The sequence below is a fragment of the Affinirhizobium lemnae genome (assembly GCF_022968395.1).
In the GTDB taxonomy this organism is placed as follows: Bacteria; Pseudomonadota; Alphaproteobacteria; order Rhizobiales; family Rhizobiaceae; genus Neorhizobium; species Neorhizobium lemnae.
On sequence record NZ_JALJQZ010000014.1, the window covers coordinates 1 to 26,594 of the forward strand.

25 protein-coding genes and 2 pseudogenes are annotated in these 26,594 nt (G+C 57.1%); 8 read left to right on the forward strand and 19 right to left on the reverse strand.

What is annotated here, in order from left to right; genetic code table 11:
* Positions 1 to 82: pseudogene (locus MUU53_RS10980) on the reverse strand (IS6 family transposase); the annotation flags it as partial.
* A 273-nt stretch (positions 83 to 355) separates the two neighbouring features.
* Between MUU53_RS10980 and MUU53_RS23305 the strand changes: the two are divergent.
* Both MUU53_RS23305 and bfr read left to right on the forward strand, forming a co-directional pair.
* Positions 356 to 667 carry a (2Fe-2S)-binding protein gene (locus MUU53_RS23305; RefSeq protein ID WP_343229109.1) on the forward strand — a complete coding sequence of 104 codons (312 nt, stop codon included), beginning with the start codon at positions 356 to 358 and terminating at the stop codon, positions 665 to 667.
* Positions 633 to 1,118 (forward strand): bacterioferritin, encoded by a 486-nt coding sequence (gene bfr, locus MUU53_RS10985; protein ID WP_247260943.1) that lies wholly within the window; start codon positions 633 to 635, stop codon positions 1,116 to 1,118. Before MUU53_RS23305 ends, bfr begins: the two co-directional genes overlap by 35 nt.
* Before the next feature lie 53 nt (positions 1,119 to 1,171).
* Here bfr and MUU53_RS10990 read toward each other — a convergent pair whose 3' ends face one another.
* Positions 1,172 to 2,131: a quinone oxidoreductase family protein gene (locus MUU53_RS10990; RefSeq protein WP_247260944.1), complete on the reverse strand. Its 960-nt coding sequence runs from the start codon at positions 2,129 to 2,131 to the stop codon at positions 1,172 to 1,174.
* An 88-nt stretch (positions 2,132 to 2,219) separates the two neighbouring features.
* On the opposite strand from MUU53_RS10990, the gene MUU53_RS10995 reads away from it, so the two are divergent.
* A complete protein-coding gene (locus MUU53_RS10995) occupies positions 2,220 to 3,062 on the forward strand; it encodes a LysR family transcriptional regulator (protein ID WP_247260945.1) in 843 nt (280 codons plus the stop codon).
* A gap of 6 nt (positions 3,063 to 3,068) precedes the next feature.
* On the opposite strand, the gene MUU53_RS11000 is transcribed toward MUU53_RS10995, so the two are convergent.
* The 14 genes and pseudogenes from MUU53_RS11000 to rplU all read right to left on the reverse strand — a co-directional run bounded on the left by MUU53_RS11000 (position 3,069) and on the right by rplU (position 15,066).
* The gene (locus MUU53_RS11000) at positions 3,069 to 3,596 is read right to left on the reverse strand and encodes an RNA pyrophosphohydrolase (protein ID WP_247260946.1); all 528 of its coding nucleotides are present in this window, start codon (positions 3,594 to 3,596) and stop codon (positions 3,069 to 3,071) included.
* A 12-nt stretch (positions 3,597 to 3,608) separates the two neighbouring features.
* Positions 3,609 to 4,784 (reverse strand): divergent polysaccharide deacetylase family protein, encoded by a 1,176-nt coding sequence (locus MUU53_RS11005; RefSeq protein ID WP_247260947.1) that lies wholly within the window; start codon positions 4,782 to 4,784, stop codon positions 3,609 to 3,611.
* Positions 4,785 to 4,859: 75 nt separating this feature from the next.
* Entirely contained in the window at positions 4,860 to 6,239 is a 1,380-nt protein-coding gene (locus MUU53_RS11010; protein ID WP_062557248.1) for a S41 family peptidase, read from the reverse strand.
* Entirely contained in the window at positions 6,229 to 7,623 is a 1,395-nt protein-coding gene (locus MUU53_RS11015; RefSeq protein ID WP_377307234.1) for a murein hydrolase activator EnvC family protein, read from the reverse strand. Before MUU53_RS11015 ends, MUU53_RS11010 begins: the two co-directional genes overlap by 11 nt.
* A gap of 81 nt (positions 7,624 to 7,704) precedes the next feature.
* On the reverse strand, positions 7,705 to 8,187 hold the full coding sequence (gene rlmH, locus MUU53_RS11020; RefSeq protein WP_062557250.1) for a 23S rRNA (pseudouridine(1915)-N(3))-methyltransferase RlmH: 483 nt from the start codon (positions 8,185 to 8,187) through the stop codon (positions 7,705 to 7,707).
* Between the two features lie 104 nt (positions 8,188 to 8,291).
* Positions 8,292 to 8,737 (reverse strand): annotated as a pseudogene (rsfS, locus tag MUU53_RS11025) (ribosome silencing factor).
* 66 nt (positions 8,738 to 8,803) lie between these two features.
* Positions 8,804 to 9,394 carry a nicotinate-nucleotide adenylyltransferase gene (locus MUU53_RS11030; protein WP_247261015.1) on the reverse strand — a complete coding sequence of 197 codons (591 nt, stop codon included), beginning with the start codon at positions 9,392 to 9,394 and terminating at the stop codon, positions 8,804 to 8,806.
* 40 nt (positions 9,395 to 9,434) lie between these two features.
* Complete coding sequence (locus tag MUU53_RS11035) at positions 9,435 to 10,715, reverse strand: glutamate-5-semialdehyde dehydrogenase (RefSeq protein ID WP_247260949.1); 1,281 nt, start codon at positions 10,713 to 10,715, stop codon at positions 9,435 to 9,437.
* On the reverse strand, positions 10,708 to 11,880 hold the full coding sequence (proB, locus tag MUU53_RS11040) for a glutamate 5-kinase (RefSeq protein WP_247260950.1): 1,173 nt from the start codon (positions 11,878 to 11,880) through the stop codon (positions 10,708 to 10,710). The genes MUU53_RS11035 and proB overlap by 8 nt, the downstream gene beginning before the upstream one ends.
* A 1-nt stretch (position 11,881) precedes the next feature.
* On the reverse strand, positions 11,882 to 12,943 hold the full coding sequence (gene obgE / locus MUU53_RS11045; protein ID WP_247260951.1) for a GTPase ObgE: 1,062 nt from the start codon (positions 12,941 to 12,943) through the stop codon (positions 11,882 to 11,884).
* Positions 12,944 to 13,103: 160 nt separating this feature from the next.
* Entirely contained in the window at positions 13,104 to 13,676 is a 573-nt protein-coding gene (locus MUU53_RS11050) for a GNAT family N-acetyltransferase (protein WP_247260952.1), read from the reverse strand.
* Positions 13,673 to 14,308: a GNAT family N-acetyltransferase gene (locus tag MUU53_RS11055; RefSeq protein WP_247260953.1), complete on the reverse strand. Its 636-nt coding sequence runs from the start codon at positions 14,306 to 14,308 to the stop codon at positions 13,673 to 13,675. Before MUU53_RS11055 ends, MUU53_RS11050 begins: the two co-directional genes overlap by 4 nt.
* Positions 14,309 to 14,444: 136 nt before the next feature.
* The gene (rpmA, locus tag MUU53_RS11060; protein ID WP_062557256.1) at positions 14,445 to 14,714 is read right to left on the reverse strand and encodes a 50S ribosomal protein L27; all 270 of its coding nucleotides are present in this window, start codon (positions 14,712 to 14,714) and stop codon (positions 14,445 to 14,447) included.
* Positions 14,715 to 14,754: 40 nt separating this feature from the next.
* A complete protein-coding gene (rplU, locus tag MUU53_RS11065; protein WP_247260954.1) occupies positions 14,755 to 15,066 on the reverse strand; it encodes a 50S ribosomal protein L21 in 312 nt (103 codons plus the stop codon).
* 355 nt (positions 15,067 to 15,421) lie between these two features.
* Here rplU and MUU53_RS11070 point away from each other — a divergent pair, with 355 nt between their 5' ends.
* Both MUU53_RS11070 and MUU53_RS11075 read left to right on the forward strand, forming a co-directional pair.
* Positions 15,422 to 17,044, forward strand: a complete 1,623-nt coding sequence (locus tag MUU53_RS11070; protein WP_247260955.1) for an ABC-F family ATP-binding cassette domain-containing protein — start codon at positions 15,422 to 15,424, stop codon at positions 17,042 to 17,044.
* Between the two features lie 135 nt (positions 17,045 to 17,179).
* Positions 17,180 to 17,566: a thermonuclease family protein gene (locus MUU53_RS11075; protein WP_247260956.1), complete on the forward strand. Its 387-nt coding sequence runs from the start codon at positions 17,180 to 17,182 to the stop codon at positions 17,564 to 17,566.
* Positions 17,567 to 17,616: 50 nt separating this feature from the next.
* Here MUU53_RS11075 and acs read toward each other — a convergent pair whose 3' ends face one another.
* Complete coding sequence (gene acs, locus MUU53_RS11080) at positions 17,617 to 19,578, reverse strand: acetate--CoA ligase (protein ID WP_247260957.1); 1,962 nt, start codon at positions 19,576 to 19,578, stop codon at positions 17,617 to 17,619.
* Between the two features lie 224 nt (positions 19,579 to 19,802).
* Here acs and MUU53_RS11085 point away from each other — a divergent pair, with 224 nt between their 5' ends.
* A complete protein-coding gene (locus MUU53_RS11085) occupies positions 19,803 to 20,507 on the forward strand; it encodes a DUF1013 domain-containing protein (RefSeq protein ID WP_247260958.1) in 705 nt (234 codons plus the stop codon).
* A 79-nt stretch (positions 20,508 to 20,586) separates the two neighbouring features.
* Here the strand turns inward: MUU53_RS11085 and MUU53_RS11090 are convergent, their stop codons facing one another.
* Entirely contained in the window at positions 20,587 to 22,524 is a 1,938-nt protein-coding gene (locus MUU53_RS11090; protein WP_247260959.1) for a propionyl-CoA synthetase, read from the reverse strand.
* 101 nt (positions 22,525 to 22,625) lie between these two features.
* A complete protein-coding gene (locus MUU53_RS11095; protein ID WP_247260960.1) occupies positions 22,626 to 23,285 on the reverse strand; it encodes a YggS family pyridoxal phosphate-dependent enzyme in 660 nt (219 codons plus the stop codon).
* Between the two features lie 162 nt (positions 23,286 to 23,447).
* Here MUU53_RS11095 and leuS point away from each other — a divergent pair, with 162 nt between their 5' ends.
* Positions 23,448 to 26,081, forward strand: a complete 2,634-nt coding sequence (gene leuS / locus MUU53_RS11100) for a leucine--tRNA ligase (RefSeq protein ID WP_247260961.1) — start codon at positions 23,448 to 23,450, stop codon at positions 26,079 to 26,081.
* Positions 26,071 to 26,592 (forward strand): LPS assembly lipoprotein LptE, encoded by a 522-nt coding sequence (locus tag MUU53_RS11105; protein ID WP_247260962.1) that lies wholly within the window; start codon positions 26,071 to 26,073, stop codon positions 26,590 to 26,592. Before leuS ends, MUU53_RS11105 begins: the two co-directional genes overlap by 11 nt.
* Positions 26,593 to 26,594: the final 2 nt, after the last annotated feature.

Sequence of the window (26,594 nt, forward strand, 5' to 3'; positions counted from 1 at the left end):
TCAGCCAGGCCTCGAAATGCCTGCCTTTGAAATCATCCTTCGACCGGAGCTTCAGCTTCTCGGCAATAGCATTCAAAATCATCGGCTCGCTCCGCAACTTTCGGAGCGCCAAATTCCATGCCTATGGTCAACATACGGTTAAACCTGAAAATTTGCGACAAGCCCAGCTTCCCCTCAACATCCTAATGCCGAGGTCCTGCCCAAAGGACGCAATTTTCATTGAAGCCGAGCCGCAGACAGCAATCCAGTCTCACAAGAATAGAGAGCAGATGCGCCGTCAGCCAATTTTTGTTGACATTCATCATCCGCTTTATAAAAGAGGATATCGAATGTCATGTTTGATGGCTGAAACAGAATGCTTGTCTGTAGTTGCAATTACATTACTGATCGGGAAATCAGGGACGTGATCAACGTTCTCCTCGACGAGGACTGTTGGCAGCTCATTGTGCCTGCAAAAGTCTATCACGCCATGCAGAAGCGCGGCCGATGCTGCGGATGTTTTCCCAATGTGGTTGACCTGATTATCCGTACAACCGAAGACTATCATGCTGCTCGCCACTCGACGGAAGCAGATTTGATCGACTATATGTCTCGCTTGAAACAATTACACGAGGAAAACAGGAGAGCGGACATTGAAAGGCGACAAAAGAGTAATCGAGCAGCTTAACGAAGCACTCTTTCTCGAACTTGGTGCTGTCAATCAGTACTGGCTACATTACCGCCTCCTGGAGGATTGGGGCTATACAAAGCTTGCCAAGAAAGAACGTGCTGAGTCCATTGAAGAAATGCAGCATGCCGACAAACTGGTTGCTCGCATTATCTTTCTGGAGGGTCATCCCAATCTGCAAACACTTGCTCCGCTTCGTATCGGCCAGAACGTTCGAGAAGTTCTGGAGGCTGATCTTGCCGGTGAATACGATGCGAGGACCGCCTACAAGGCATCGCGCGATATCTGTCACGAAGCTGGCGACTATGTTTCCATGAAGCTTTTCGAAGAACTGCTGATCGATGAGGAAGGTCATATCGACTTCCTCGAAACGCAGCTTGAGCTTCTCGGCAAGATTGGCGAAGAAAAGTATGGTCTGCTGAACGCAGAATCTGCGGACGCTGCCGAATAATATTTTCAAGATTTCAAAAGCCGGGCGTCAATAAACGTCCGGCTTTTTTGATATCATAATCTGAAAACTGCTGCGCCTGTGATCACTCCCGCTTCCAGATCACGATGCGCTGCCACGGCATCCGTCAGCTCATAGGTTCGGGACGGCATATCCAGCACACCCGCCTCCATCTTTTCAAACACTGACATGACGGCCGGCCGGTAAGCCGCCTCACTAGCCGCAAAGGCCATAACGCTCGGTCGTGAAAACGCGTTCGATCGAAGAGCGCTCAACGGAACGGCAGGCGGCGCACCGGCGACTTGGCCAATATTTGCCGTCATTCCAAAGGGTCGGACAGAGGCAATGGTCTTCGCGAGAGTCGCTCCCCCGATACCGTCGATTGCCAGGTGAACGCCTTGGCCATCGGTCGATTTTCCGACTTCCACGGCAAGGTCCACATCACGTCCCACGATCACATGATCCGCGCCCGCCTGGCTTGCCAGTTGCGCCTTTTCCAATGAACTGGCTGTACCGATTACCTCGGCGCCAAGAGACTTCGCCCAGCGCACCAGGATCGTGCCGAGCCCACCTGCAGCCGCATGAACCAGTATCACCATGCCCGCAGAGACAGGGTAGACTTTGTGCAGCAGCATGAATGCGGTCAACCCCCGCAGCAATGTGCCGCCTGCCAGATCGAAATCCAGCGAGTCCGGAAGTTTGACAGCCCTCCATGCAGGCAGGAGTCGCGTCTCGGCATAGGCACCGACGACCCCAGCATAGGCAACTCGATCACCAACCTTGACGTTGGTGACACGTTCACCGACCGCTTCTACCACGCCCGCTCCCTCCACACCCGGAACGGCAGGCAAAGGCAAAGGGTAGATCCCCTGGCGATGATAGACATCCACGAAATTCAGACCAATTGCAGAATGTCGAATCCGAATTTGATCAGCCCCGGGATCTTTAGGGTCTACGCTCACTTTCTGCAGAACATCGGCTTCACCAGTCTGAGCAAACTGAATGGCATAGGACATGTCGTTTCTCCTTTGACAGGCACTATACGCGCAGTGAGCACTGTGCGAAATTCGCAAGATCGACACATAAATTGTGAGAAAATGCACAATGAATTGGGATTACCTTCGCCACTTCGCCGCTTTGTGTTCAGAGGGCAGCCTTCTGGGTGCAGCAAAAGCACTCGGCACCGAACATGCGACAGTCTCGCGCCGCATCGAAGCCCTGGAAAGGAAAACCGGTCTCAAACTGGTCGACAGACGGGGACGCCGCTTGCAACTCACCGATGACGGACAACGCATAGCGGCACTCGCACTGCGAATGCGCGATGAAGCAGATGGCATACAGCGCATATTGCGTGGCAAGCGAGATGAAATTGCAGGCGAAGTCACCATATCAGCACCGCCAGCACTTTCCGTTTGCGTGATCGCTCCTTGCCTCGCCTCGCTTGCAAACCGCTATCCGCTTTTGACAGTGCGGCTGCTGGCGGAAACCAGGCAGGCGTCTCTCAATCGTCGTGAGGCGGACATCGCTGTGAGACTTTCGCGCCCAGTTGAAGGAGATCTTGCATTGGTGAAACTGATGGAAGTGATCTTCAGGCCCTATGCCAGTATTCAACTCATAGACAAAATGAATACTCGCGACATGCCATTGATCGGATCTGATGGCGATGTGCGAGAGTCACCTCAGCAGCAGGCTCTTGAGCAAATTGCCCATGGCAGACCCTATGCTTTCCGCTCCAGCGACGTGATCGTGCAGTTCGCCCTCGCCAAGGCCGGTGCCGGTATCGCAATGCTACCGGATTTCCTCACCCCGGAGCAGCATGGGCTCGTCAGCGTTGATCCTGAAGCCAAGCCGCTCGTGCGTGAGGTTTGGCTCGTTATCCATAACGATCTTAGAAATTCAGGTCCTGTCAGAGCGGTTGTTGACCATTTGCGGCAGTCCATCGGTTGAGAATGATCAACCTTTGCTGCCTGCCAAATCGCTGAACGCGGCCACGACCTCCATGTAGGCCTTTTTCTTGAAAGAGACGATCAGTTCAGGCAAGTCGGCCATCGACTTCCATGCCCAGGCGTCGAATTCCTGATGCTGGCCCTCTGGCGGGTGCTCGATATTGATCTCAGTCTCGTCCCCTTCAAAGCGAAACGCAAACCAGCGTTGCTTTTGCCCGCGATATTTTCCCTTCAGACCAATACCGATGAGATGGCTTGGAAGATCATAATAGATCCAGTCGGGAGCCTCTCTCAGCAAAGAGACAGACCGGATGCCTGTCTCCTCGAACAATTCGCGGTAAGCTGCCTCCAGATGGTCTTCGCCCTTGTCGATACCGCCTTGCGGCATCTGCCAGAGCTGAGGCGAACCGTCGGACTCACTATTGTCTTCAGAAAGCCTGCGACCCACCCATACGAGTCCCTCGCTGTTCAGCACCATGACACCGACGCAGGGGCGGTACGGAAGCTCGTCCGCAGACACTGGCTTCTTGCTCATGATAGCTCCTTCTTATTCCGACTTATCTGACACGAGGGACGCAACCCCCACGATCTCGATACCGCGCCCTTGCGCCTCATTGGCCCATTCCGCAACTGCATCGATCGTCTCGTCGAAAGCCGAGCCCATGCCGATGGCGGTCCCCTTCCGTTGCGCGACGCGCTCCAATTCATCCAGTTTTCGGAGAATGGCTTGGCGATCCAGCTGTCCATCTATGGTGATATCGGCAAAGGCGTACGGGGCGTCCAAGGGTTTGGCCACCTTTTCCGTAACCGTGCGGGCGGAAGACCCGTCATCCAGAAACAGAAGGCCTCTCTTTGCCGTATCACGCAAAACCGGTTCCACGGCTGACGGGTTCGAGAGATAGCCGGCGCCCAGATAATTGACGATTCCCGTGTAATTGGTGATCTTGCCCATGGCTTCATGAAGCCGGTTCAGATTGGCTTTGGTGCCGTCCGCCGTGACGAGGGTCAACGGGCCGGGATCATTTGCTGGATAATCAAGGGGCTCCATCGGAATTTGGATCAGAAGCTCGTGTCCTTTGCGGCGTGCCTCCTGCATCCAGCGCTGAAGGCTATTGCCGGAAGCCGCGAATGCAAAGGTTATCTCACCCGGCAGATCTTCAATGGCGCGCTGTGTGCCCGTCTGGCTGAGCCCGAGCCCACCGATCACGATCGCAATCCGCGTGCCGCGCGCACCCGACCAGGGCCGGGCATATTGCTCCATCGGACGGAGACCATCATGGCCCTTGATTGGTAATTTCCCGAAGGGGCTATCCTCGAGCAAATCCTCATTCGGCAAGGTTGCCATGCGAGGATCCTGACCGAAGCGCTGGGCATTGATGATGAGCGGCCCCTCACCCGGCCTCGAACGTGGGGTGATCTTGGTGACGATCGAACCGTCATCCATGAGACTACGTTCGATATTTGCGCCCGCTTGCCCGTTTGTCTGAAGCTGTTTTTGATCAGGCCGCTGCGTCGGTGGGGCCGGTTCGGCAGGGGGAACCGCGACGGTTACTTCCGTGGCGGGAGCCTGCTCCAGCTTTTGCGCTCGCATGGCATAAAACGACAGACCGAGAAGTCCGCTTCCAAACACGAGAGCAGCAAACATTGCTGTCAGGCCGCCGGATCTGGAACGACCAGGCTTCTTTTTATTCTGCCCGAGAGGAGCGCGAAGATCTGTCCCCACCGGATCGTTCCGCCTTGACACTATGCTTGGAAGAAAGAGCCACCCTCCAGCGTGCCGGAGGGTGGCCTGATGCGATTAAGGCTTGGCAGGAGCCGGTGCGGGCTTGGCTTCTGCGGGTTTTGCATCCGCAGGCTTCGCCTGAGCAGCCTTCTGCTGCTGCGGCGGGAAGGATGGGTCCGACTTGTTCCCGCGCAGAAGATCGAGCGCATAGGTCAACTGCACGTCATCCTTGGCTTCCGGCGGAACGTAAGCCGCAGAACCCGAGCCCTCATCGGTCTCGTTCTGGCCCTGGATATGGCCCGGCAGGCTCGATTCACCCTCGGTGCGCAACTTGCCCTGCAGTTCCGCAGGCAGAGGCTGATCGACCTTGATGTCCGGCTGGATGCCTGTACCCTGGATCGACTTGCCCGAAGGGGTGTAATAGAGCGCTGTCGTCAAACGAAGCGCACCGGCTTCACCCATCGGAATAATCGTCTGGACAGAACCCTTGCCGAAGGACCGAGTACCGACCACCGTTGCCCGCTTCAGATCCTGAAGAGCGCCGGCCACGATTTCGGAGGCCGATGCCGAGCCGCCATTGACGAGCACGATAACCGGCTTGCCATCTGTCAAGTCGCCCGGACCAGCATTGAAGCGGCGGGTTTCCTCGGGATTGCGGCCTCGCGTGGAAACCACTTCGCCACGTTCCAGGAAGGCATCGGAAACATTGATCGCCTGATCGAGCAGACCGCCGGGATTCAAGCGAAGGTCAAGCACGTAGCCCTTCAGCTGATCGGCAGGAACCTGCGCCTTGATTTTCTTGATGGCCTTCTCGAGGTCGTCATAGGTCTTTTCGGTAAAGGAGATAACTCGCAGATAACCGACATTGCCACCTTCGATACGCGACTTGACAGCCTGTACGGCGATGATGTCACGAACGACAGTCAGTTCGATCGGCTTGTCAGCGCCCTTGCGCAGGATCGTCAGCTTGATCGGCGTATTGACCGGACCGCGCATCTTCTGCACGGCATCTTCCAGCTTCAGGCCGCGAACAGGCTTGCCGTCAATTTCGGAGATGAAGTCACCAGCCAGAACACCGGCCTTTGCGGCAGGAGTATCGTCAATCGGCGTGATCACCTTGACGAGTTCATTTTCCATCGTGACTTCGATACCAAGGCCACCGAACTCGCCCTTGGTCTGGACGCGCATATCAGCCGCATCCTTGGCGTTCATGTAGCTGGAATGCGGATCGAGCGACGACAACATTCCGTTGATCGCATTCTCCACCAGCTTCTGCTCGTCCGGCGGCGTCACATACTGAGCACGCACACGCTCGAAGACATCGCCAAAAATAGATAGCTCACGATAGGTCGAGGACCCTGCGGCCTGGGCAGGCACGCCAGCAGAGTAGACGACGCTCATGGCCGTCGCGCCGAGCAGCGCCCCGACGATGACAAGTGAAGCCCTACGAATCATTTCGTGCCCTTCCAGTTTCTTTAACGGCCCACCACGGCTTCGAATCGATCGGGTTGCCGTCCTTTCGGAATTCAATGTAAAGCGTCGGTCGATCCGTTTCCAGCGCCAACGCGATTGCGCTTGCCACTCTTTTCTCACCCATTGTGGCAATGGGCTCACCAGAGAATACGAACATTCCCGGCTGAACGTTCACTTTGTCCATTCCAGTCATGACGAGGTGGTAGCCCTCGCCCGCATTCAGGATAATCATCTGACCATAACTGCGGAAGGCTCCGGCGAAAACCACCGTTCCATCGGCTGGGGCTGTTACCACAGCACCGGCGCTGGAGGCGAGTGTCAATCCGCGGGCTGGGTGGCCCGTACCATCGGGGTCACCAAACGACCGAAGCAGATCACCCTCAACCGGATAGGCAAGTTTCACCTTGAGGCTGGCGAATGGATATGCGGGGGCAATGCGGTTTTTGTCGGGCACGCCGTTTTCAGCCAGCTGACGCGCCCTCTCTCGCTCTTCCGCCGTCAGTTGCTTTTGCCGTTCTTCCTCACGTTTTGCGCGTTCCATGGCAAGGCGAACCGAGGAAATTTCGCTCTCGAGTGATTGAATAAGCCCCTCGAGATTGGTCGCTTTTCCGGCAAGTTCCTGGGCCTTACGTCTTTCCTCGGCAAGGCTGGCAGATTTGACAGCATTCTGCTTGGCATTCTCCTCCAGCAGCAGCGCTATGCGTCGATCTTCCTCGAGCCCGGCCTGAATGGCGGCACTGGCTTTGCCACGCTCATCCGCCACATCGCGTTGAACATCGGCCAGGCCTTGCAAATCGGCCATAAGCTTTTCAGCTTGAACCCGCATGCCCGGCACGACCGCGCCGAGAAGAATAGCGCTGCGCACCGAGCCGAGGGCATCCTCGGGGGAAACGAGCAGAGCAGGGGGCGGATTGCGTCCCATGCGCTCGAGCGCGCCTAAAACTTCAGCGAGCACGCTGCGTCGCTCTCTCAGCGATGCACGGATAGTCTCCTGCTTTATCTTAAGGTCGGTCAGCTTTTTCTCGCTGGTCTGAACCTTTGCCTCATAGTCCTTGCGACGCGCAGCGGCGTCGATAAGAGCCTGCCGGAGGGACGCGCTCGTCTTGTCCAGATCGGCAATCGCAGCTTCGATCGATCGAGCCGTATCCGTCGACACTGACATGGTCTTCGACAGGGCCTCCAACTCAGCGCGGGTCTGGTCGCGCTTCGACTGAAGGACGTCAATTGGCGAGGATGAGGTAGAAGGCTCTGCGGACGGGGAAGGAGGAGCCTGCTGGGCAACGGCAATGCCCGAAGTGCCACAGGCCAACAGAATGGCTGTGCCTAGCGAAATTGCCACTCGAGATGTCGCTTGCCTGACCAGCATCTGTACCCGTCAAAAGATCAATCCGGCAAAGCTAGACTGATTTGGTAAATAGAACCAGAAACAAGATCGTGTTCTTGTTGTTCAGACACGGTGATAGGGATGGCCGGAAAGAATGGTCACGGCGCGATAGAGCTGCTCCGCCACCAGAATGCGCACCAATTGGTGCGGCCACGTCATGGTACCGAGATTGATGATTGCATCTGCACGATCGTAAAGAGCAGGATCCAGTCCATCCGCACCGCCGATTGCCAGCAGCATTTCGCGTTTTCCCTGATCCCGAAACTTCCCGAGAAGATTCGCGAACGTGGGACTGTCGAGCGATTTCCCCCGCTCATCGAGAAGGACAAGCACTGCGCCGTCGCTCAGGCTCTTTTCAAGAAGCCCGGCCTCTTCCCGCTTGCGCGTTTCAGCGCCTGATGCGCGGCTCTCGTTGACCTCTATCACACGACCGAGTTCCAGGCTGACCCCAGGACCAGCCTTGGCAAAACGGTCGAGATATCGCGCCGCAAGTTCCTTTTCAGGGCCGGACTTCAGTCGCCCGACCGCAAAGAGGCCAATCTTCATGGATTCTATCCGTTCAAGGCCGATCAATGTCCCGCCTGCCACGCTCGCGGGCGCGACAACAAGATCATTTCATCGGCAGCGACCGGATCTCAATCCATTGTCGCTTAGTGGCGTGTCTCTTCCTCGTCCGGAGCAGCCCACATCTTTTCGATGTTGTAGAACTCCCGGATTTCTGGCCGGAACACATGGACGATCACATCGCCGGTGTCAATCAACACCCAATCGCCTGCCTCAAGCCCTTCGACGCGGGCGGGGCCGAAGCCCTCGTGCTTCAGGTCGCGGAGCAAGTGGTCGGCGATTGCCGAGACATGCCGGTTCGATCGCCCGGTGACGACGACCATGTAGTCGCCAAGCGCAGACTTTCCAGCAATGTTGATGGAGACGATATCTTCCGCTTTGGAGTCCTCAACGCTGGTGAGGACCAGTTCAAGAGCGCGGGCGGCAGCATCGGCGCCACGTTCCAGGCTCTTCGGAGGAACGCGAGACGTTCTTCCCTTAGCATGTACTGTTGTCAGGGTTTTTCCTTTCCTCAATGACAGAACAGGCACATCCGCGAATCCGTTTCGAGGGTATCCGCACTATGAAGGTGGCACTGAATGGTTAATCTTTCAAGGCATCAGTTTCCTGGCGTACCTTGACGGATAGCCGTCGAACTGAGGCTTGATCGAGGCCCATGAATAAAGGTCCAGCGCGGCGGCGTTCTATGTGCCAGAATGCCTGCATCGGATTCATCGATACGCGAGTGGCTGAGCGCCCTTGCAGCGGGCGACGACAGAAAAGACAAGGTAGCACCCGGACGGTCTATGACAGCAATCGGCAGGCTTGCAGCAATGTGCCGCCACCTCTGCCATCGATGAAATGTCTTGAGACTATCTGCCCCCATGATCCAGACGAAATGAACGCCCGGATTGCGCGACAGAACGTGGTCGATGGTTTGAGCCGTGAAACCGGTCTTAAGGCGTTCCTCGAAAGCGGTAACGCGGATGCGGCGGTTTCGCGTCAGTTCCTCGCTGAGACGGATCCTGTCCTCGAGAGGCAGGAGTATCGAACGGCTCTTCAGGGGATTGCCCGGCGTGACCATCCACCAGAGTTGATCAAGCCGCAATTGCTTCAGTGCGATTTCGGCAACAAGCCTGTGGCCGTCATGCGGCGGATTGAAAGATCCCCCGAAAAGTCCCACCACCATGCCGCGCTCCACATGCGGCATGGTCAGATACGACTGAAGCGCGACCTCTACCGTCACCAGTTCAGGGCCGGATCTGGCCGGTGCCGTGCACCCGGTACTTGAAAGACGTCAACTGCTCCACCCCAACCGGACCACGGGCATGCATCTTGCCCGTGGCGATGCCGATCTCGCCGCCCATACCGAATTCGCCCCCATCGGCAAACTGGGTCGATGCATTGTGCAGGAGGATCGCGGAGTCGATCTCATTGAAGAAGCGCGCAACAACCTGCGGATCTTCAGCAATCACAGCTTCCGTATGGTTGGACGAATAGGTGTTGATGTGTTCGATCGCGCCATCGATTCCATCCACCAGCTTCACGGAGATGATGGCTTCGAGATACTCGGTCCGCCAGTCTTCCTCACTTGCAGCCTTAAGCCCCTCGATCTGGGCGCTCACCTCTTCCGAGGCCCGGACTTCGCATCCCTTCTCGATGAGAGCCGAAAGGATCGGCTGCAAATGTGTCGCGGCTACCGCACGATCGACGAGCAGGGTTTCGGCGGCACCACAGATGCCGGTACGGCGCATCTTGGCATTCACGACCACCTTGACGGCCATATCGAGGTCCGCAGAGGCGTCCACATAGATGTGGCAAAGCCCTTCAAGATGGGCGAAGACCGGTACGCGCGCTTCTGTTTGTACGCGCGCCACCAGACTTTTGCCGCCGCGCGGTACGATCACATCCACCGCGCCATTCAGACCGGAGAGCAAGGCACCAACAGCGGCACGATCGGCAATCGCCACCAACTGTATCGAATCTTCCGGCAAGCCGGCTGCGCGAAGCCCCACAGAAAGGCAGCGATGGATCGCTTGCGATGAATTAAGCGAGTCTGATCCGCCCCGTAGAATGACAGCATTGCCTGCCTTCAGGCACAATGCACCTGCGTCGGCGGTCACGTTTGGTCGGCTTTCGTATATGACGCCGATCACGCCGAGCGGCGTGCGCACGCGCTCGATTCTTAGTCCGTTGGGGCGCTCCCAAGCCGCAATCACATTGCCAACCGGATCGGGCAGAGCTGCGATAGCCCGCAGCCCCTCGGCCATTTCCGTCACACGCTTTTCATTCAATGTCAGACGATCAATGAACGACGGCTGCAAACCTTTGTCTGCCACGGCCTCCAGATCGAGGACATTGGCCTCCAGAATTGCTGATACAGATGAAAGAATCGCATCGGCAGCCGCGTTCAGCGCCTTGTTCTTCTGATCTGTCGAAGCAACGGCAAGCCTGCGAGCCGCCAATCGGGCGCGTTCGCCCATTCCCAGCATCAGCGTATCGATTTCGCTCGATTGCACCTTGTCAAGCATCGGCGACACCCTCCCGTACGGCTTCATTTTCATTGGCAATCATGCCGGTGATGACGAGATCATCCCGATGCACCATGGCTGCGCGTCCGGCATAGCCCAGGATTTGCTCGATCTCGCCGGATTTACGGCCAGCGATCTGTCGCGCCTCATCGGCATCATAGCTCACCAGTCCACGCGCTATCTCACGGCCCGACACCCCGATGACGGCAACCGTGTCCCCCCGGCTGAACTGTCCGCTGATGGACCGGACACCGGCGGGAAGCAGACTCTTGCCGGAAGCAAGCGCTTTTTCAGCACCAGCATCAACGGTAAGTTCACCGGCAGGCTGAAGCTGTCCGGCAATCCAGGTTTTTCGCGCCGTCACGGGCGTTCCGGATGGCGCAAAGAACGAGGATCGCGCGCCGCTTTCGATAGCCTTCAAAGGATGCGCAGTCTTGCCGGATGCGATGATCATGCCGCAACCGGCACCGGTCGCGATCTTGCCCGCATCGATCTTTGTACGCATTCCACCACGCGACAGTTCTGAGGCCGCGCCACCTGCCATGGCCTCGATCTCCGCTGTGATCGCGGGGATGACGGGCAGGAACTGGGCGTTCGGATCGAGATGAGGAGGAGCGGTATAAAGCCCATCGATATCGGAAAGAAGGATTAGCAGGTCCGCACCGGTCATGGTGGCCACACGCGCTGCCAGCCGGTCATTGTCGCCATAGCGGATTTCGGACGTGGCGACCGTATCGTTCTCATTGATGATCGGCACAGAGCCGAGCTTCAGCAGTTGGTTGATCGTCGCACGCGCATTCAGATAGCGGCGACGTTCTTCCGTATCGCCCAGCGTCAGGAGGATCTGCCCGGCAATGATGTCATCGCGCGACAGACTTTCCGACCACGCCCGCGCCAGTGCGATCTGACCGACTGCGGCAGCCGCCTGGCTTTCCTCCAGCTTCAAGGCCCCGCCGGGAAGCTCGAGCACCGTTCGTCCCAGTGCAATGGCGCCCGAAGATACCACGAGAACATCAATATTTTTCGCCCGCAAAGCGGCAATATCGGCGCAAACCGAATCCAGCCATTCCTTCTTGAGACCCAACTTGCGATCGACGAGCAAGGCAGAGCCAATCTTGATGACGATGCGGCGATGTTTTGCGATAGGCTTGCGCTGCAGTGCCATCTCAGGCGTCATCCTCGTCGGTATCGGCATTATCCGCATGGTGCTGACTGCGATCAGGAAGGGCTGTTTCTCCAGCCGATTCAACAATCACATCACGCAGTGCGCGTAGCGCCTCGGTCATACCCATATGGGCAGCGGCGGAGAGAAGAAGCGGAGGCTTTCCGCACGCCTTCTGTAATTCCTTCGCCTTCTTCTTGATCTCGGCCTGATCAAGAACATCGATCTGCGAGAGGGCTACGATTTCAGGCTTATCCTCCAGGCCGCCGCCATAGGCGTTCAACTCATGTTTTACGATCTTGTAGGCCTGACCGACATTTTCCTCCTGCGCCGACACCAGATGCAGAAGAACGCGCGTGCGCTCCACATGGCCGAGGAAGCGGTCACCCAGACCAACACCTTCATGGGCGCCATCGATCAAACCGGGAATGTCGGCCAGGATGAACTCACGTCCATCAATCGTCGCAACACCGAGGTTCGGGTGCAGTGTTGTGAATGGGTAATTGGCGATCTTAGGTCGGGCGCGCGTTACCGTTGCCAGGAAGGTAGACTTGCCCGCATTCGGCAGGCCGACCAGACCGGCATCCGCAATCAGCTTGAGGCGAAGCCAGATGGTCTTTTCCTGACCGGGAAGACCGGGATTTGCCCAATCGGGCGCCTGGTTGGTGGAGGATTTGAAGTAAGCATTGCCGAAACCGCCATTGCCGCCTGCAGCGAGGCGAAAGCGCTGCCCCTCCGTGACCATATCGATGATCAGGGTCTCGTTATCTTCCTCGAAGATCTGCGTTCCCACCGGAACCTTTAGGGTGACGCTCGCACCGTTTGCGCCGGTACGGTTACGACCCATGCCGTGAATGCCGGTGCCCGCCTTGTAATGCTGCTGGAAACGATAATCGATCAGCGTGTTGAGGCCGTTGACCGCCTCGACCCATACGTCGCCACCGCGACCGCCATCACCTCCGTCCGGGCCACCAAACTCGACGAACTTCTCACGCCGGAAGGAAACTGCACCTGCGCCACCATCGCCGGAGCGGATAAAGACTTTTGCTTCGTCGAGGAACTTCATGATGTTTTGAGCCGTCTTCTCGGAGTTGAATGGGTATGCGGGAAAATGTGCTGTTTTCGTTATCGCTGCTTGGCGGTGAGGTCAAAGCCTATCGCGTCGTCAGCTTGATTTGCACCCGGCGAGGCAGTTATTTTGTCTCGCCGGGGCGACTTATGGCCGATCAGGGCCTCCGAAAGTCTTCGGGACGCAACCGGGTTTCAAGATGCGGGGCCATGGCATTGCGGGCCATGCTGAAGAGATCCGAGCAGCCGAGAATGGAAAACCCCATTCTCTCCTGAATGCGAAGCGAACCGGCGTTATCAGCGAAGGCACCCGAAAAGAGTTCGGTTTGCGGCATCCGACGGAAAAAGCGGTCGAGCACTGCCGACACTGCTTCCGTCATCAGCCCCTGACCCCAATAGAACCGGTTGAGCCAGTAACCCAGATGCCAGCGCCCATGCCGAAGTTCGATGCTCACGCAACCGATATGGACACCATCGCCTTCAGTGATGGCGAAATGCCAATCGGTCGTGCCACGCACCATGTTCAGCCAGTCCTGTGCATCGCCCCTGCTATAGGGAGCGGGAACGCGCGACAACATGCGGGTGACCTGCCAGTCATCGAGCGATTGGGCAATCGCATCCGCATCAGCAGCCTGATGCGGACGCAAGACCAGTCGTCTTGTCTCCACGATAGGGCAGGGCCCAAGCTTCGGTACGACCATGCGCGGACGTTCGAGAACTGCGGCATTCATCGCATTTCCCCCCAGCTCTTCAACGACATCCAGGTCTTGCGATCCAACCGGAACCACTCGACAGGCACCATTCCACCCATGGCAAGCGAGCCAACCATGCCGGAACCTTGAAACTGGAAACCGCACTTCTGGATAACACGGCGCGATGCGATATTGGTCACCCGGCACCGTGCATCAATATGGTCGATGTCGCGTATCCGGAATGCCATATCGATCAGGGCGTGCGCCGCTTCCGTGGCATAGCCCTGATTCCAGTGGGGTTCACCAAGCCAGTAGCCAAGCTCGACTGTCTGCGGATCGCCCGGATGGGGCTCAAGACCGCAGCAGCCTAGAAACGCTCCATTATCTCCTCGCGTGATGGCATAGACACACTTGCCGATCTCGCCGAGTTTAGCGCGTTGCACGAAGTCTGCAGCGTCTTTTGCCGTATACGGGTGAGGCATACGGGCCACCATGGTGGCAATGTTGGCGTTGTTGGCGAGATGGGAAAGGGCGTCGATGTCTTCTTCATGTGGGGCGCGGAGGACAAGTCTCTGCGACAATAAGACAGGGCAATCGCTTCTTAACCGTTGCGGTCTCAACCGCTCTTCGGGCGACCGGCTTTGGCCGCTCCGTAACAATTCCGCTTGCATGGTTCAGTCCTCCTTGTGGGAAAAGAAAAAGGGAAGGTGGGTTTGGCGTCCCATCTTCCCTTTTTTCTGGTCTGAACCTTTTGCGGGTATCAGCCGGGTCGATGTGACGCCGGCTGTTTTAACGCGCTACCGGCTATTATTCCGCTGCTTCCGCTTTCGGCATCACAGACACGTACACGCGGCCATTGGCCTTCGTACGGTAGTTCACATTGCCTGCTGTAAGCGCAAAAATGGTGTGGTCCTTGCCGAGGCCAACATTGGCGCCCGGATGCCACTGCGTACCGCGCTGACGCACAATGATGTTGCCAGCGAGCACAGCTTCGCCGCCGAACTTCTTCACGCCAAGGCGCTTGGATTCAGAATCGCGACCGTTACGCGATGAACCGCCAGCTTTTTTATGTGCCATTGGAGTTCTCCTTTAAACCTTCGAAAATCCTACCGAACGATCAGGCGTTGATCGCGGTGATGCGAACAACCGTGTGATGCTGGCGATGACCGCGAATACGCTTGGAATTCTGACGGCGACGCTTCTTGAAGGACAGAACCTTCGCACCACGGTTATGCTCGACCACTTCAGCCTTGACCACAGCGCCAGCCACGAAAGGCGCGCCGATCTTAGCATCAGCGCCTTCGCCGATAACCAGGACTTCGTTGAATTCGACAACTTCGCCAGCGGCGACGTCCAGCTTTTCAATTGTAACGACATCGTTTGCCGCTATGCGGTACTGCTTACCGCCGGTCTTGATGACTGCGAACATTTTTTATCCTTTCATGTTCGATCCGGCTCTGCCCGCCAATGGCAAGCGGCCGTCTTTTTATCAGTCCACGTTTGAGCAGGATTCGAAGAAAGATCTTAGAACCGGTCTGCCGGTGAATTGAGCTTTCGCCCTATCGAAGTAAGGACCTTTTACGGGCCCATATCCAGATGCGTCGGGGGATACGTGAGCACTTGTGTACTGTCAAGGAAAAAGATTGACATTGCTGCGCTTTTGCCGTTCACGCAGCCTCTTGGACCCAAATCGCTGGCCAAGTCACTTTAAACAGAGGGACAGTTCATACCGTCTCTGACATAGGTTGCCCAACTTCCTGCCGTCTGCAAGGATTTCGAACATCATGATCCGCATTGAGAACATCTCCAAGCAGAACAGTCATCGGCTGCTTTATATCGAAGCCTCGGCAGCGCTGAATCGCGGTGAGAAAATCGGTCTTGTCGGGCCGAACGGTGCGGGCAAAACAACGCTCTTCCGCATGATCACCGGCGAGGAACAGCCGGATGAAGGCCAGGTTTCCGTCGATCGGGGGGTCACCATCGGCTACTTCGATCAGGATGTCGGCGAGATGTCGGGCCGTTCCGCCGTGGCGGAGGTGATGGCCGGGGCAGGGCCGGTCAGCGAAGTGGCCGCAGAACTGCATGATCTTGAGGCCGCCATGTCGGATCCAGACCGAATGGACGAGATGGATACGATCATCGAGCGTTATGGCGAGGTGCAGGCCCGCTATGAGGAGTTGGATGGCTACGGACTGGATGGACGCGCGCGCGAGGTTCTCGCCGGTCTCTCCTTCAGCCAGGAAATGATGGATGGTGACGTCTCGAAGCTGTCGGGTGGCTGGAAGATGCGCGTTGCGCTCGCCCGTATCCTGCTAATGCGGCCTGATGTGATGCTGCTCGACGAACCGAGTAACCACCTGGACCTTGAAAGCCTGATCTGGCTCGAAAATTTCCTGAAGACCTATGACGGAGCCTTGCTCATGACCTCGCACGACCGCGAGTTCATGAACCGCATCGTCAACAAGATCATCGAGATCGATGCGGGATCGCTGAACACCTATTCGGGCGATTACACCTTTTATGAGCGTCAGCGCGAAAAGAATGAAAAGCAGCAACAGGCCCAGTTCGAGCGTCAGCAGGCCATGCTGGCGAAAGAAATCAAATTCATCGAACGCTTCAAGGCGCGCGCGTCTCACGCAGCGCAGGTGCAAAGCCGCGTCAAGAAACTGGACAAGATCGACCGGGTTGAGCCGCCAAGACGCCGCCAAACCGTCGCCTTCGACTTTTTGCCTGCGCCCCGTTCGGGGGAAGATGTCGTGAATATCAAGGGCATTCATAAAGCCTATGGCAGCCGTGTGATCTACGACGGGCTGGATTTCATGATCCGTCGTCGCGAGCGCTGGTGCATCATGGGGGTCAACGGTGCCGGAAAATCGACCCTGCTGAAGCTGGTGACTGGCGGCACGGAGCCGGACGCAGGAACCGTGACTATCGGTGCCAGCGTCAAGCTCGGCTATTTCGCCCAGCACTCAATGGATTTGCTGGATGGTGAAAATACAGTGCTTGGATGGCTGGAAGAGCGTTTCCCAAAAGCCGGACAGGCACCTTTGCGTGCTCTATCCGGCTGCTTCGGTTTTTCGGGAGACGATGTCGAAAAGCGGTGCCGCGTTCTATCTGGCGGCGAAAAAGCACGGCTTGTTATGGCGGCCATGCTTTTTGACCCGCCGAACCTGCTGGTGCTGGACGAACCGACGAACCATCTGGACATCGATACCAAGGAAATGCTGATCAAGGCACTCTCCTCGTTCGAGGGCACCATGCTTTTTGTCAGCCACGACCGTCACTTCCTCGGTGCGCTTTCCAACCGAGTTCTGGAAGTCACTCCAGGCGGCGTGGAGCGTTATGAAGGTGGCTATGTGGAATATGTCGAGCGGACAGGACGCGAGGCTCCCGGCATCCATATCTGACAAAATTCATAGGTGATAATTCCTATTGACGCGCCTCCAAATAAAGGAATACTTTCCTTTATGCGCTCAATATTATTTCTTGTTTTGATCATATTCCTAGTATGCGCCAAAGCGGCTGCCGTAGAAGCGGGCGCTGTGGTTGAAGGTCCCGTATCCGCGGAGGTGATCCGCGTGATTGATGGCGACACCATTCTGGTGACAGCCCGACCGTGGCCTCAGCAAAGCGTGGAGGTCTATGTTCGGCTTCGAGGGATAGACACGCCGGAACTGAAGTCGAATTGCGCCCGCGGACAAGAGGCGGCTGAAGCAGCGAAACACTTTCTGGAAGAAATGGCCAGTGCCTCGTCAACCGTCAAACTGACCCGCATTTCGGCCGATAAGTATTTCGGCCGCATCGTTGCTGACGTCGCACTGCAAGATGGACGTGATCCAGCCCGTGAAATGATGGCTGCCGGTCTTGCTGCCAGCTATTCCGGCCATGGTCGGAAGACTGATTTCTGCCAACTGGCGAGCAATGAATAGGCAAGGGGCCAGCTTGCGCCGGCCCCCTCGATCAAACCTTCAACGATCGTTCAAGCGGCGGCTGGCGCCTTGTTCTGCCGGTTGGCGATCAGATCGTCGACTACACCCGGATCGGCCAGCGTGGAGGTATCGCCCAGCGCGCCGAAATCGTCTTCAGCAATCTTGCGCAGGATGCGGCGCATGATCTTGCCGGAGCGCGTCTTGGGTAGACCGGGCGCGAACTGGATCTTGTCAGGTGAGGCGATGGGACCGATTTCCTGACGCACATGCTTCACGAGCTCCTGGCGCAGCGCGTCTGTGCCCTCATTGCCCTCCATCAACGTCACATAGCAATAAATGCCCTGTCCCTTAACGTTGTGCGGATAGCCAACCACTGCCGCCTCGGAAACAAGATGATGCGAAACCAGCGCGGACTCGACTTCCGCCGTCCCGAGACGGTGACCGGAGACGTTTAGAACATCATCCACGCGACCCGTGATCCAGTAGTAACCGTCCGCGTCACGGCGGCAACCGTCACCCGTGAAGTACTTGCCCTTGTAGGTGGAGAAATAGGTCTGGATGAAACGCTCGTGATCACCATACACCGTGCGCATCTGTCCCGGCCAGCTATCGGTGATGCAGAGATTGCCGTCAGCGGCACCTTCCAGCACATTGCCTTCGTTATCAACCAGCTGCGGCTTGATGCCAAAGAAGGGCAGGGTAGCCGAACCGGGTTTCAGATCCGTCGCGCCTGGTAGCGGCGTAATCATGTGGCCGCCTGTTTCCGTCTGCCACCAGGTATCCACCACGGCGCAGCGTTTCTCACCCACCACATTGTAGTACCATTCCCAGGCTTCAGGGTTGATTGGCTCACCAACAGTCCCGAGCAGACGAAGGCTTGTGCGGTTGGACCGGGTGACGAACTCGTCGCCAGCGCCCATCAAGGAGCGTATGGCGGTCGGCGCGGTATAGAAGATGTTGACCTTGTGCTTATCGACCACTTCCCAGAAGCGGCCCTGATCCGGAAAGTTCGGCACGCCTTCGAACATAAGCGTGGTGGCGCAATTCGCCAGTGGACCATAGACGATATAGGAATGGCCCGTGACCCAGCCCACATCGGCTGTGCACCAGTAGATGTCACCGTCATGATAGTCGAAGACGTATTCATGGGTCATGGCAGCGTAAACGAGATAGCCGCCAGTCGTGTGCAGCACGCCCTTCGGCTTACCCGTGGATCCCGAGGTGTAGAGAATGAAAAGCGGATCTTCCGCCTTCATCTTGACCGGCTCACAATGGCCTTTGACGCTTGTGATTTCCTGATGATACCAAAGGTCGCGGCCGGGTGCCCAGTTGATCTTGCCGCCGGTACGGCGCACGACCAGAACGTTGGAAACTGTCACATACTGGCGCGCAGCGATATGAATGGCCTTGTCGGTGTTTTCCTTGAGCGGCACCGGCTTTCCGCCGCGAACACCTTCATCGCAGGTGATGACGAAGGTTGACTGGCAATCCACGATGCGGCCCGCCAGAGCTTCCGGCGAGAAACCGCCGAACACCACAGAGTGAACCGCACCGATGCGGGCGCAGGCCAGCATGGCATAGGCGGCCTCTGGAATCATCGGCATGTAAATGGTAACGCGGTCACCTTTCTTGACGCCATGTTTTTTCATGACGTTCGCCAGGCGGCAAACCTGATCATAGAGCTGGTTATAGGTGATCTTCTTGTCGATGTACGGATTATCGCCTTCCCAGATGATGGCGGTCCGCTCACCATGGGTTTTCAGATGACGGTCGATGCAGTTGTAGGAAACATTCGTCAGGCCGTCTTCGAACCACTTGATGGAGACCTTGCCCTTGAAGGAGGTGTTTTTCACCTTGGTGTAAGGTTTGAACCAGTCAATGCGCTTGCCATGCTTACCCCAGAACTTGTCTGGGTTCTCAACGCTTTCTTCGTACCATTTCAGGTACTTGTCCTTGTCGATCAGCGCGCGCGCCTTCACTGCCTTCTGCACAGGATAGACTTTTTCCGTCATGCTTTCCTCCTCATGCTCCCGACATCGCACGTCCGACGCGCAGATGTTCCTCTTGTCCGCATTCTTATCATTTGCAGCAATGGCGGCAATTAGACAAAGGGTCATGCCAGCGTGACAATTGCAATTTGATCGCAATCGAGTTATAGACGCGACGAATTCCCGGAAATTGTGGTTAACAGCCCACGGCCCGCGACACCGGCGCGGACGATAGAAGGATCATATCCATGGCTCAACAATTGCTTATGCCGAAGGCGACCGCAGTCTGGCTCGTCGACAACACGGCACTCTCCTTCGATCAGATTGCTCAGTTTTGCAAGCTGCATCCGCTCGAAGTGAAAGCAATTGCGGATGGTGAAGCAGCGCAGGGCATCAAGGGCCTGGACCCGATCGCGACCGGCCAGCTTTCCCGCGACGAGATCGCACGCGCCGAGAAAGACATCAACTACAAGCTGAAGCTTTCCGAGCCGAAGGTTCGCGTTCCGGAATCGAAGCGCCGCGGCCCGCGTTACACCCCGGTTTCCAAGCGTCAGGATCGTCCCAATGCCATTCTCTGGCTGGTTCGCAACCACCCGGAACTCAAGGATACGCAGATCTCGCGTTTGGTCGGGACGACAAAATCGACCATTGAGCAGATCCGCGAGCGTACCCATTGGAACGCTGCCAACCTGACGCCGATGGATCCGGTTACGCTGGGCCTTTGCAGCCAGATCGATCTCGATCTGGAAGTAGAACGCGCATCGAAAAACCGTCCGCTGCCGACAGCAGCGGAACTCGGCGCGACACTGCAGGCCGCGAACGAGACCGAAAATCTCGGTTACCGTTACGAGCGCGAAGAAGAAAAAGAACTGGATGCAGACGCTGTCTTCGCCAAGCTTTCATCGCTCAAGTCCACGCGTCGGGATGACGACGAGGAAGAAGATCGCTTCTGATCTTTGGTGGATCGTATTGAAGAAGCCGGCCTTGCGAACCGGCTTTTTTATTGGAAGAGAATCTGACTTCCTATTTTGGTTAGCCGGCTAGAGCTTTCTGGGGCTCGCAATATCCATGCTTCTGCAGAATTTCGCTGATCTCATCAAGGATAGTGGGATCATCGATGGTCGCGGGCATTTTCCAAGGTAATCCATCCGCAATCTTCTGCATGGTGCCACGCAAGATTTTGCCGGACCGTGTCTTGGGCAGACGCGTCACGACCATGACATTCTTGAAAGCGGCGACGGGACCTATTTCGTTGCGAACGAGCTCCACGATTTCCTTGGCAATCAGTTTTTCATCACGATCAACCTTGGCTTTCAGCACAAGGAAGCCGCACGGAATCTGACCTTTCAGCGCATCTGCGACGCCGATGACGGCACACTCCGCCACATCAGGATGCATGGCGCAGACTTCTTCCATGGCACCTGTCGACAGACGGTGACCGGCGCAGTTGATGATGTCGTCGGTCCGCGCCATGACGAATACGTAGCCATCTTCATCCACCAGACCGGCGTCCGCGGTTTTGTAGTAGCCTGGAAACTCCTCCAGGCAGGACGTACGGAATCGATCGTCCGCATTCCAGAAGCTGACCAGACATCCCGGCGGAAGCGGCAGTTTGAGGACGATGTTGCCAAGCGTATTGGCAGGGACCGGGTGTCCGGCATCGTCCACCACTTGGAGGTCATAACCGGGCATGGGAAGGGTAGGGGAACCATATTTGACGGGCATGAGACCGAGCCCAACAGGATTTCCGGCGACAGGCCATCCTGTTTCGGTCTGCCACCAGTGGTCGATCACCGGCACCTTCAGCATGCGTTCGGCCCACTTGATGGTCTCGGTATCGGCCCGTTCACCCGCCAGAAACAGAGCCCGCAGGCCAGACGTATCGTAGCGCGCAATATGTTCACCATCACCATCCTCCCGGCGTATGGCGCGGAAGGCCGTCGGAGCGGTGAACATGACCTTGACGTCATGATCCTGCACGATACGCCAATAGGTGCCGGCATCCGGAGTGCCGATCGGCTTGCCTTCGAAGATGACGCTGGCATTCCCCGCAATCAGCGGTCCGTAGACGATGTAGGAGTGGCCGACGACCCAGCCGATATCCGAAGCCGCCCAGAATGTTTCACCGGGTTTCACGCCAAAGAAGTTGCGCATGCTCCAGAGCAGGGCGACCATATGGCCCCCATTATCGCGTACGACGCCTTTAGGCTGGCCGGTCGTCCCGGATGTGTAGAGCACGTAAAGCGGATCCGTTGCGAGAACCGGAACGCAAGGCACCTGTGTGCCCTTGACCTTCTCCGCCTCCACCGCCTGAGCGAAATCCATGTCGCCATGCTCATACCGGAGCACCGCATGATGCTGATCTCGTTGCAGGATGATGCAGGCCTGCGGCTTGACCTTTGCCATATCAACGGCCTGGTCGAGCAATGGCTTGTAGGGAACGACGCGCCCGGGCTCCAATCCGCAGCTGGCGCTGATCACGATCTTGGCCTGCGAGTCATCCAGCCGCGTTGCCAGCTCATGGGCCGCAAAGCCCCCGAAAACCACCGAGTGGATCGCGCCGAGACGCGCGCAAGCCAGCATGGAGAACGTCGCTTCTGCCACCATCGGCATGTAGATGACGACCCGGTCGCCTTTTTCAACGCCCAGGTTTTGCAGAACAGCAGCAATAGCCTGAACTTCCGTCAGCACTTCGTTATAGGTATAGACGCGCTTCTCGCCCGTCATGGCGCTATCATAAATGAGGGCGGGCTGGGCACCTTTGCCATCTGCTACGTGCCTGTCGAGACAGTTATAGCAGGTGTTGGTTTCGCCTCCGACGAACCAGCGCCCATAGACGCCCTGTGATTCGTCGAAAATCTTGTCCGGCTGCTTGAACCAGTGAAGATTGTCCGCTTGCTTCGCCCAGAACGCTTGCGGGTTCTGTTGCCAGTCCTGATAGACCTCGCGATATCGGCTGTTTGCGTGCATCTGATCCTCCCATCGTCTGCCGCACATATTCGAGCACACAGATTAGGAGGTCAGAAGGCGCGTGGAAAGCCCGACGAAAGAGGGACGCCTCTTGCGCTTTATCAGCGATGACCAAAAATCGCGGAACCGACCCGGACGCTGGTGGCACCAAAACCAATAGCCGTTTCGAAGTCACCCGACATTCCCATGGAGAGCTTGGACACGCCCGCCTCATCCGCCAACTTGCGAAGCAATGCGAAATAGGGACCAGGATGATCTTCCGCGGGAGGGATACACATCAGGCCCTCAATCTCCAGCTTCAGTTCATCGCGACAGAAATTGACGAAAGCAACCGTCTGTTTCGGCTCGATACCGGCCTTTTGCGGCTCCATTCCGATATTGACCTGCACATAAAGCCGAACGGTCTTGCCTTGCTTTTGCATTTCTGTTGCCACCGCCCGGGCAATCTTCTCCCGGTCAATGGTTTCGATGACATCAAAAAGCGCAACTGCGTCAGCCGCCTTGTTCGATTGCAGAGGACCAATAAGGTGGAGCTCGATGCCAGGAGTTTCCGCCTTCAGCTGTGGCCACTTTCCTTCGCTTTCCTGAACACGGTTTTCACCGAACACGCGCTGACCGGCTGAAATAACGGGGCGAATCGCATCAGCATCGAAAGTTTTGGAAACGGCAACCAGCGTTACCGATGCTTCCGCGCGGCCCGCATCCCGTTCCGCCATCGAAATCTTCTGCTTAACGTCCTGAAGTCGCTCTTCGACAGTCATCGCCTTGCCTCAATTGTTCTGCTGCATCGCAGTTAGCGAGTAAGCAGGTCCATGCCAAGGGATTGATCGCGTTCTGACCCTCACGAGCCTCAAAAACTTGACGCTCAACGCCTTTCGTGATGAAGGTCACCGCAACTGTATTCATACCCGGAATTCTCTGAAATGGCGACCGAACGTTACAATCCGCGGGATGCCGAACCCCGTTGGCAGGCAAAGTGGTCCGAATCGAAAACCTTCGAGACAGACAACAGCGATACGCGCGACAAATATTACGTGCTCGAGATGTTCCCCTATCCATCGGGCCGCATACATATGGGCCACGTGCGCAACTATGCCATGGGGGATGTCGTCGCTCGCTACAAGCGTGCGCGTGGTTTCAACGTTCTGCATCCCATGGGCTGGGATGCATTTGGCATGCCAGCAGAAAACGCAGCGATGCAGAACAAGGTTCATCCGAAGGACTGGACCTACCAGAACATTGCCACCATGCGCGGCCAGCTGAAATCCATGGGCCTTTCATTGGATTGGGCGCGGGAGTTCGCAACCTGCGACGTCGCCTACTATCAGCGTCAGCAGCACCTGTTCCTCGACATGATGGAAAAGGGTCTGGTCTACCGCAAGCAGTCGAAAGTCAACTGGGATCCGGTCGATCAGACTGTTCTCGCCAATGAGCAGGTCATCGAAGGGCGCGGCTGGCGTTCCGGGGCACTTGTCGAACAGCGCGAACTGACCCAGTGGTTCTTCAAGATTACAGAGTTCGCACAAGACCTGCTTGATTCGCTGGACGGCCTCGACCAGTGGCCGGAAAAGGTGCGTCTGATGCAGAAGAACTGGATCGGTCGCTCTGAAGGCCTGACCATTCGCTGGGAACTGGCGGAAGCAAGCCGTACTGCTGCGGACTGCAGCGAAATTGAAGTCTATACGACCCGTCCTGACACTCTGTTTGGCGCATCCTTCCTCGCGATCTCGGCAGATCACCCTGTCGCCAAGGCGCTGGCGGCATCCAACAGCGAGATCCAGGATTTCTGCGAGGAATGCCGTCGTCAGGGCACATCGCTTGCCGCGCTCGAAACAGCCGAGAAGAAGGGCTACAATACAGGCCTGTTCGTCAGGCACCCGCTCGATCCAGCTTTGGAAGTTCCGGTGTACATCGCGAATTTCGTCCTGATGGATTACGGCACAGGCGCCATTTTCGGCTGCCCGTCTGGCGATCAGCGCGACCTGGATTTCGCCCGCAAGTACGATCTCTCCGTTGTTCCAGTGGTCATGCCGGAAGGTGGCGATGCAGCCAGCTTCACCGTGGGCACCGAGGCCTATGACGGTGACGGCGTGATGATCAATTCCCGATTCCTGGATGGTCTGACGACAGACGCCGCCTTCCAGAAGGTAGCCGATCTGCTGACATCCCAGCAACTTGGGAACGCTCCACAGGCTGCCCGTAAGGTGAACTTCCGCCTGCGAGATTGGGGCGTTTCTCGCCAACGCTATTGGGGTTGCCCGATCCCGGTCATTCATTGCGAAGACTGTGGCGTCGTCCCGGTGCCGAAGAAAGATCTGCCCGTTCAGCTTCCGGATGACGTGACCTTCGATGTACCCGGAAACCCGCTGGACCGTCACCCGACCTGGCGCAATGTGGCGTGCCCATGCTGTGGCAAGCCTGCTCGTCGTGAGACGGACACAATGGACACCTTTGTGGATTCCAGCTGGTACTTCGCCCGCTTCACAGCGCCTTGGGAAGACAATCCGACAGATCCGGTAGTGGCCAACCGCTGGCTTCCCGTGGACCAGTACATCGGCGGCATCGAGCATGCGATCCTGCATCTCCTTTATTCGCGCTTCTTTACGCGCGCCATGCGCGAGACGGGTCATCTCGACCTAAAGGAACCCTTCAAGGGCCTCTTTACGCAGGGCATGGTGGTTCATGAAACCTACCGCCTCGGCGAAGGCCAGAGCGGCCAGTGGGTCGCACCCGCGGATATCCGTATTGAAGAGGTTGATGGTGCCCGCAAAGCCTTCCTCTTGAGTTCCGGGGCGGAAGTGGCCATCGGCTCGATTGAAAAGATGTCGAAGTCGAAGAAGAACGTCGTGGATCCCGACGACATCATCGCTTCCTATGGTGCCGACACTGCCCGCTTCTTCGTGTTGTCCGACTCGCCTCCCGATCGCGATGTCATCTGGTCTGAGGCCGGAGTTGAGGGCTCGCACCGGTTCGTCCAGCGCGTCTGGCGCCTTGTCTCGGAAGCGGCACCTATTTTGAGCCAGGTTGCGGCGAACCCCGCCAAGGAAGGCGCTGCGCTGTCTGTTTCACAGGCCGCACACAAGACTTTGCAGGCCGTTCAACAGGACTATGACAAGCTGGCGTTCAACAAGGCCGTTGCACGCATCTACGAACTGGTGAACACTCTTGCATCTCCCCTGACGCAGGTGGCAGCAGGCACGCAGGATGATACCTATGTTGCTGCTGTCCGTGATGCTGCACATATCCTGATCCAGATCGTCGCGCCAATGACCCCCCATCTTGCGGAAGAGTGCTGGTCTGTGCTCGGCAATCAAGGTCTTGTCGCAGAAGCTACTTGGCCTGCCTTCGACCCGGCTCTGGTTGCTGATAACGAGGTCACTCTTCCGGTCCAAATTAACGGAAAGAAGCGTGCCGAATTGACAATCGCGCGTGACGCAGACCAGAATGCGGTTCAAGCTGCGGTCCTGCAGCTGGAGGCGGTTCAGGCTGCTCTTTCCGGTAGCGCACCGAAGAATATCATTATCGTCCCACAGAGGATCATCAACATTGTTGTTTGAGCGTTCTTCCGCCCTGCGGCAAATCGGTCGCGCCGTGGCATCGATTGCAATTGTGGCAGCCCTTGCGGGCTGCCAGGCTCGCCCGCTCTATTCTTCGGCCGGAGGAGTTCCGGTGAAGATGGCTGCCATCAAGATCAACCCTCTTGGTGACCGCGTCGGACAGGAGGTTCGTAATCGCCTTGTCTTCCTGACGGGTGGTGGGGCTGGCGAACCTACACTCGCTGAATATCAGCTTCAACTCTCCGTCACGTCCACCCGTGCCAATATTCTCGACGACGAGATCGCAGCGGCGGTTCTTCCGGGGCGCGTCACCGTCTCTGCTACCTATGCACTGACACGTATAAAAGATGGTCAAGTGCTGAAATCGGCTACCCGCTCGTCGACCGCACTGCTCGATCTGAGCAATCAGGAATTTGCGAAGTTGCGCGCCTATCGGGATGCCGAGAACCGGGCGGCGAACGAAGTCGCGGAATTCGTCCGGGCGGATTTGGCGATGGCGCTTTCCAAATAGAC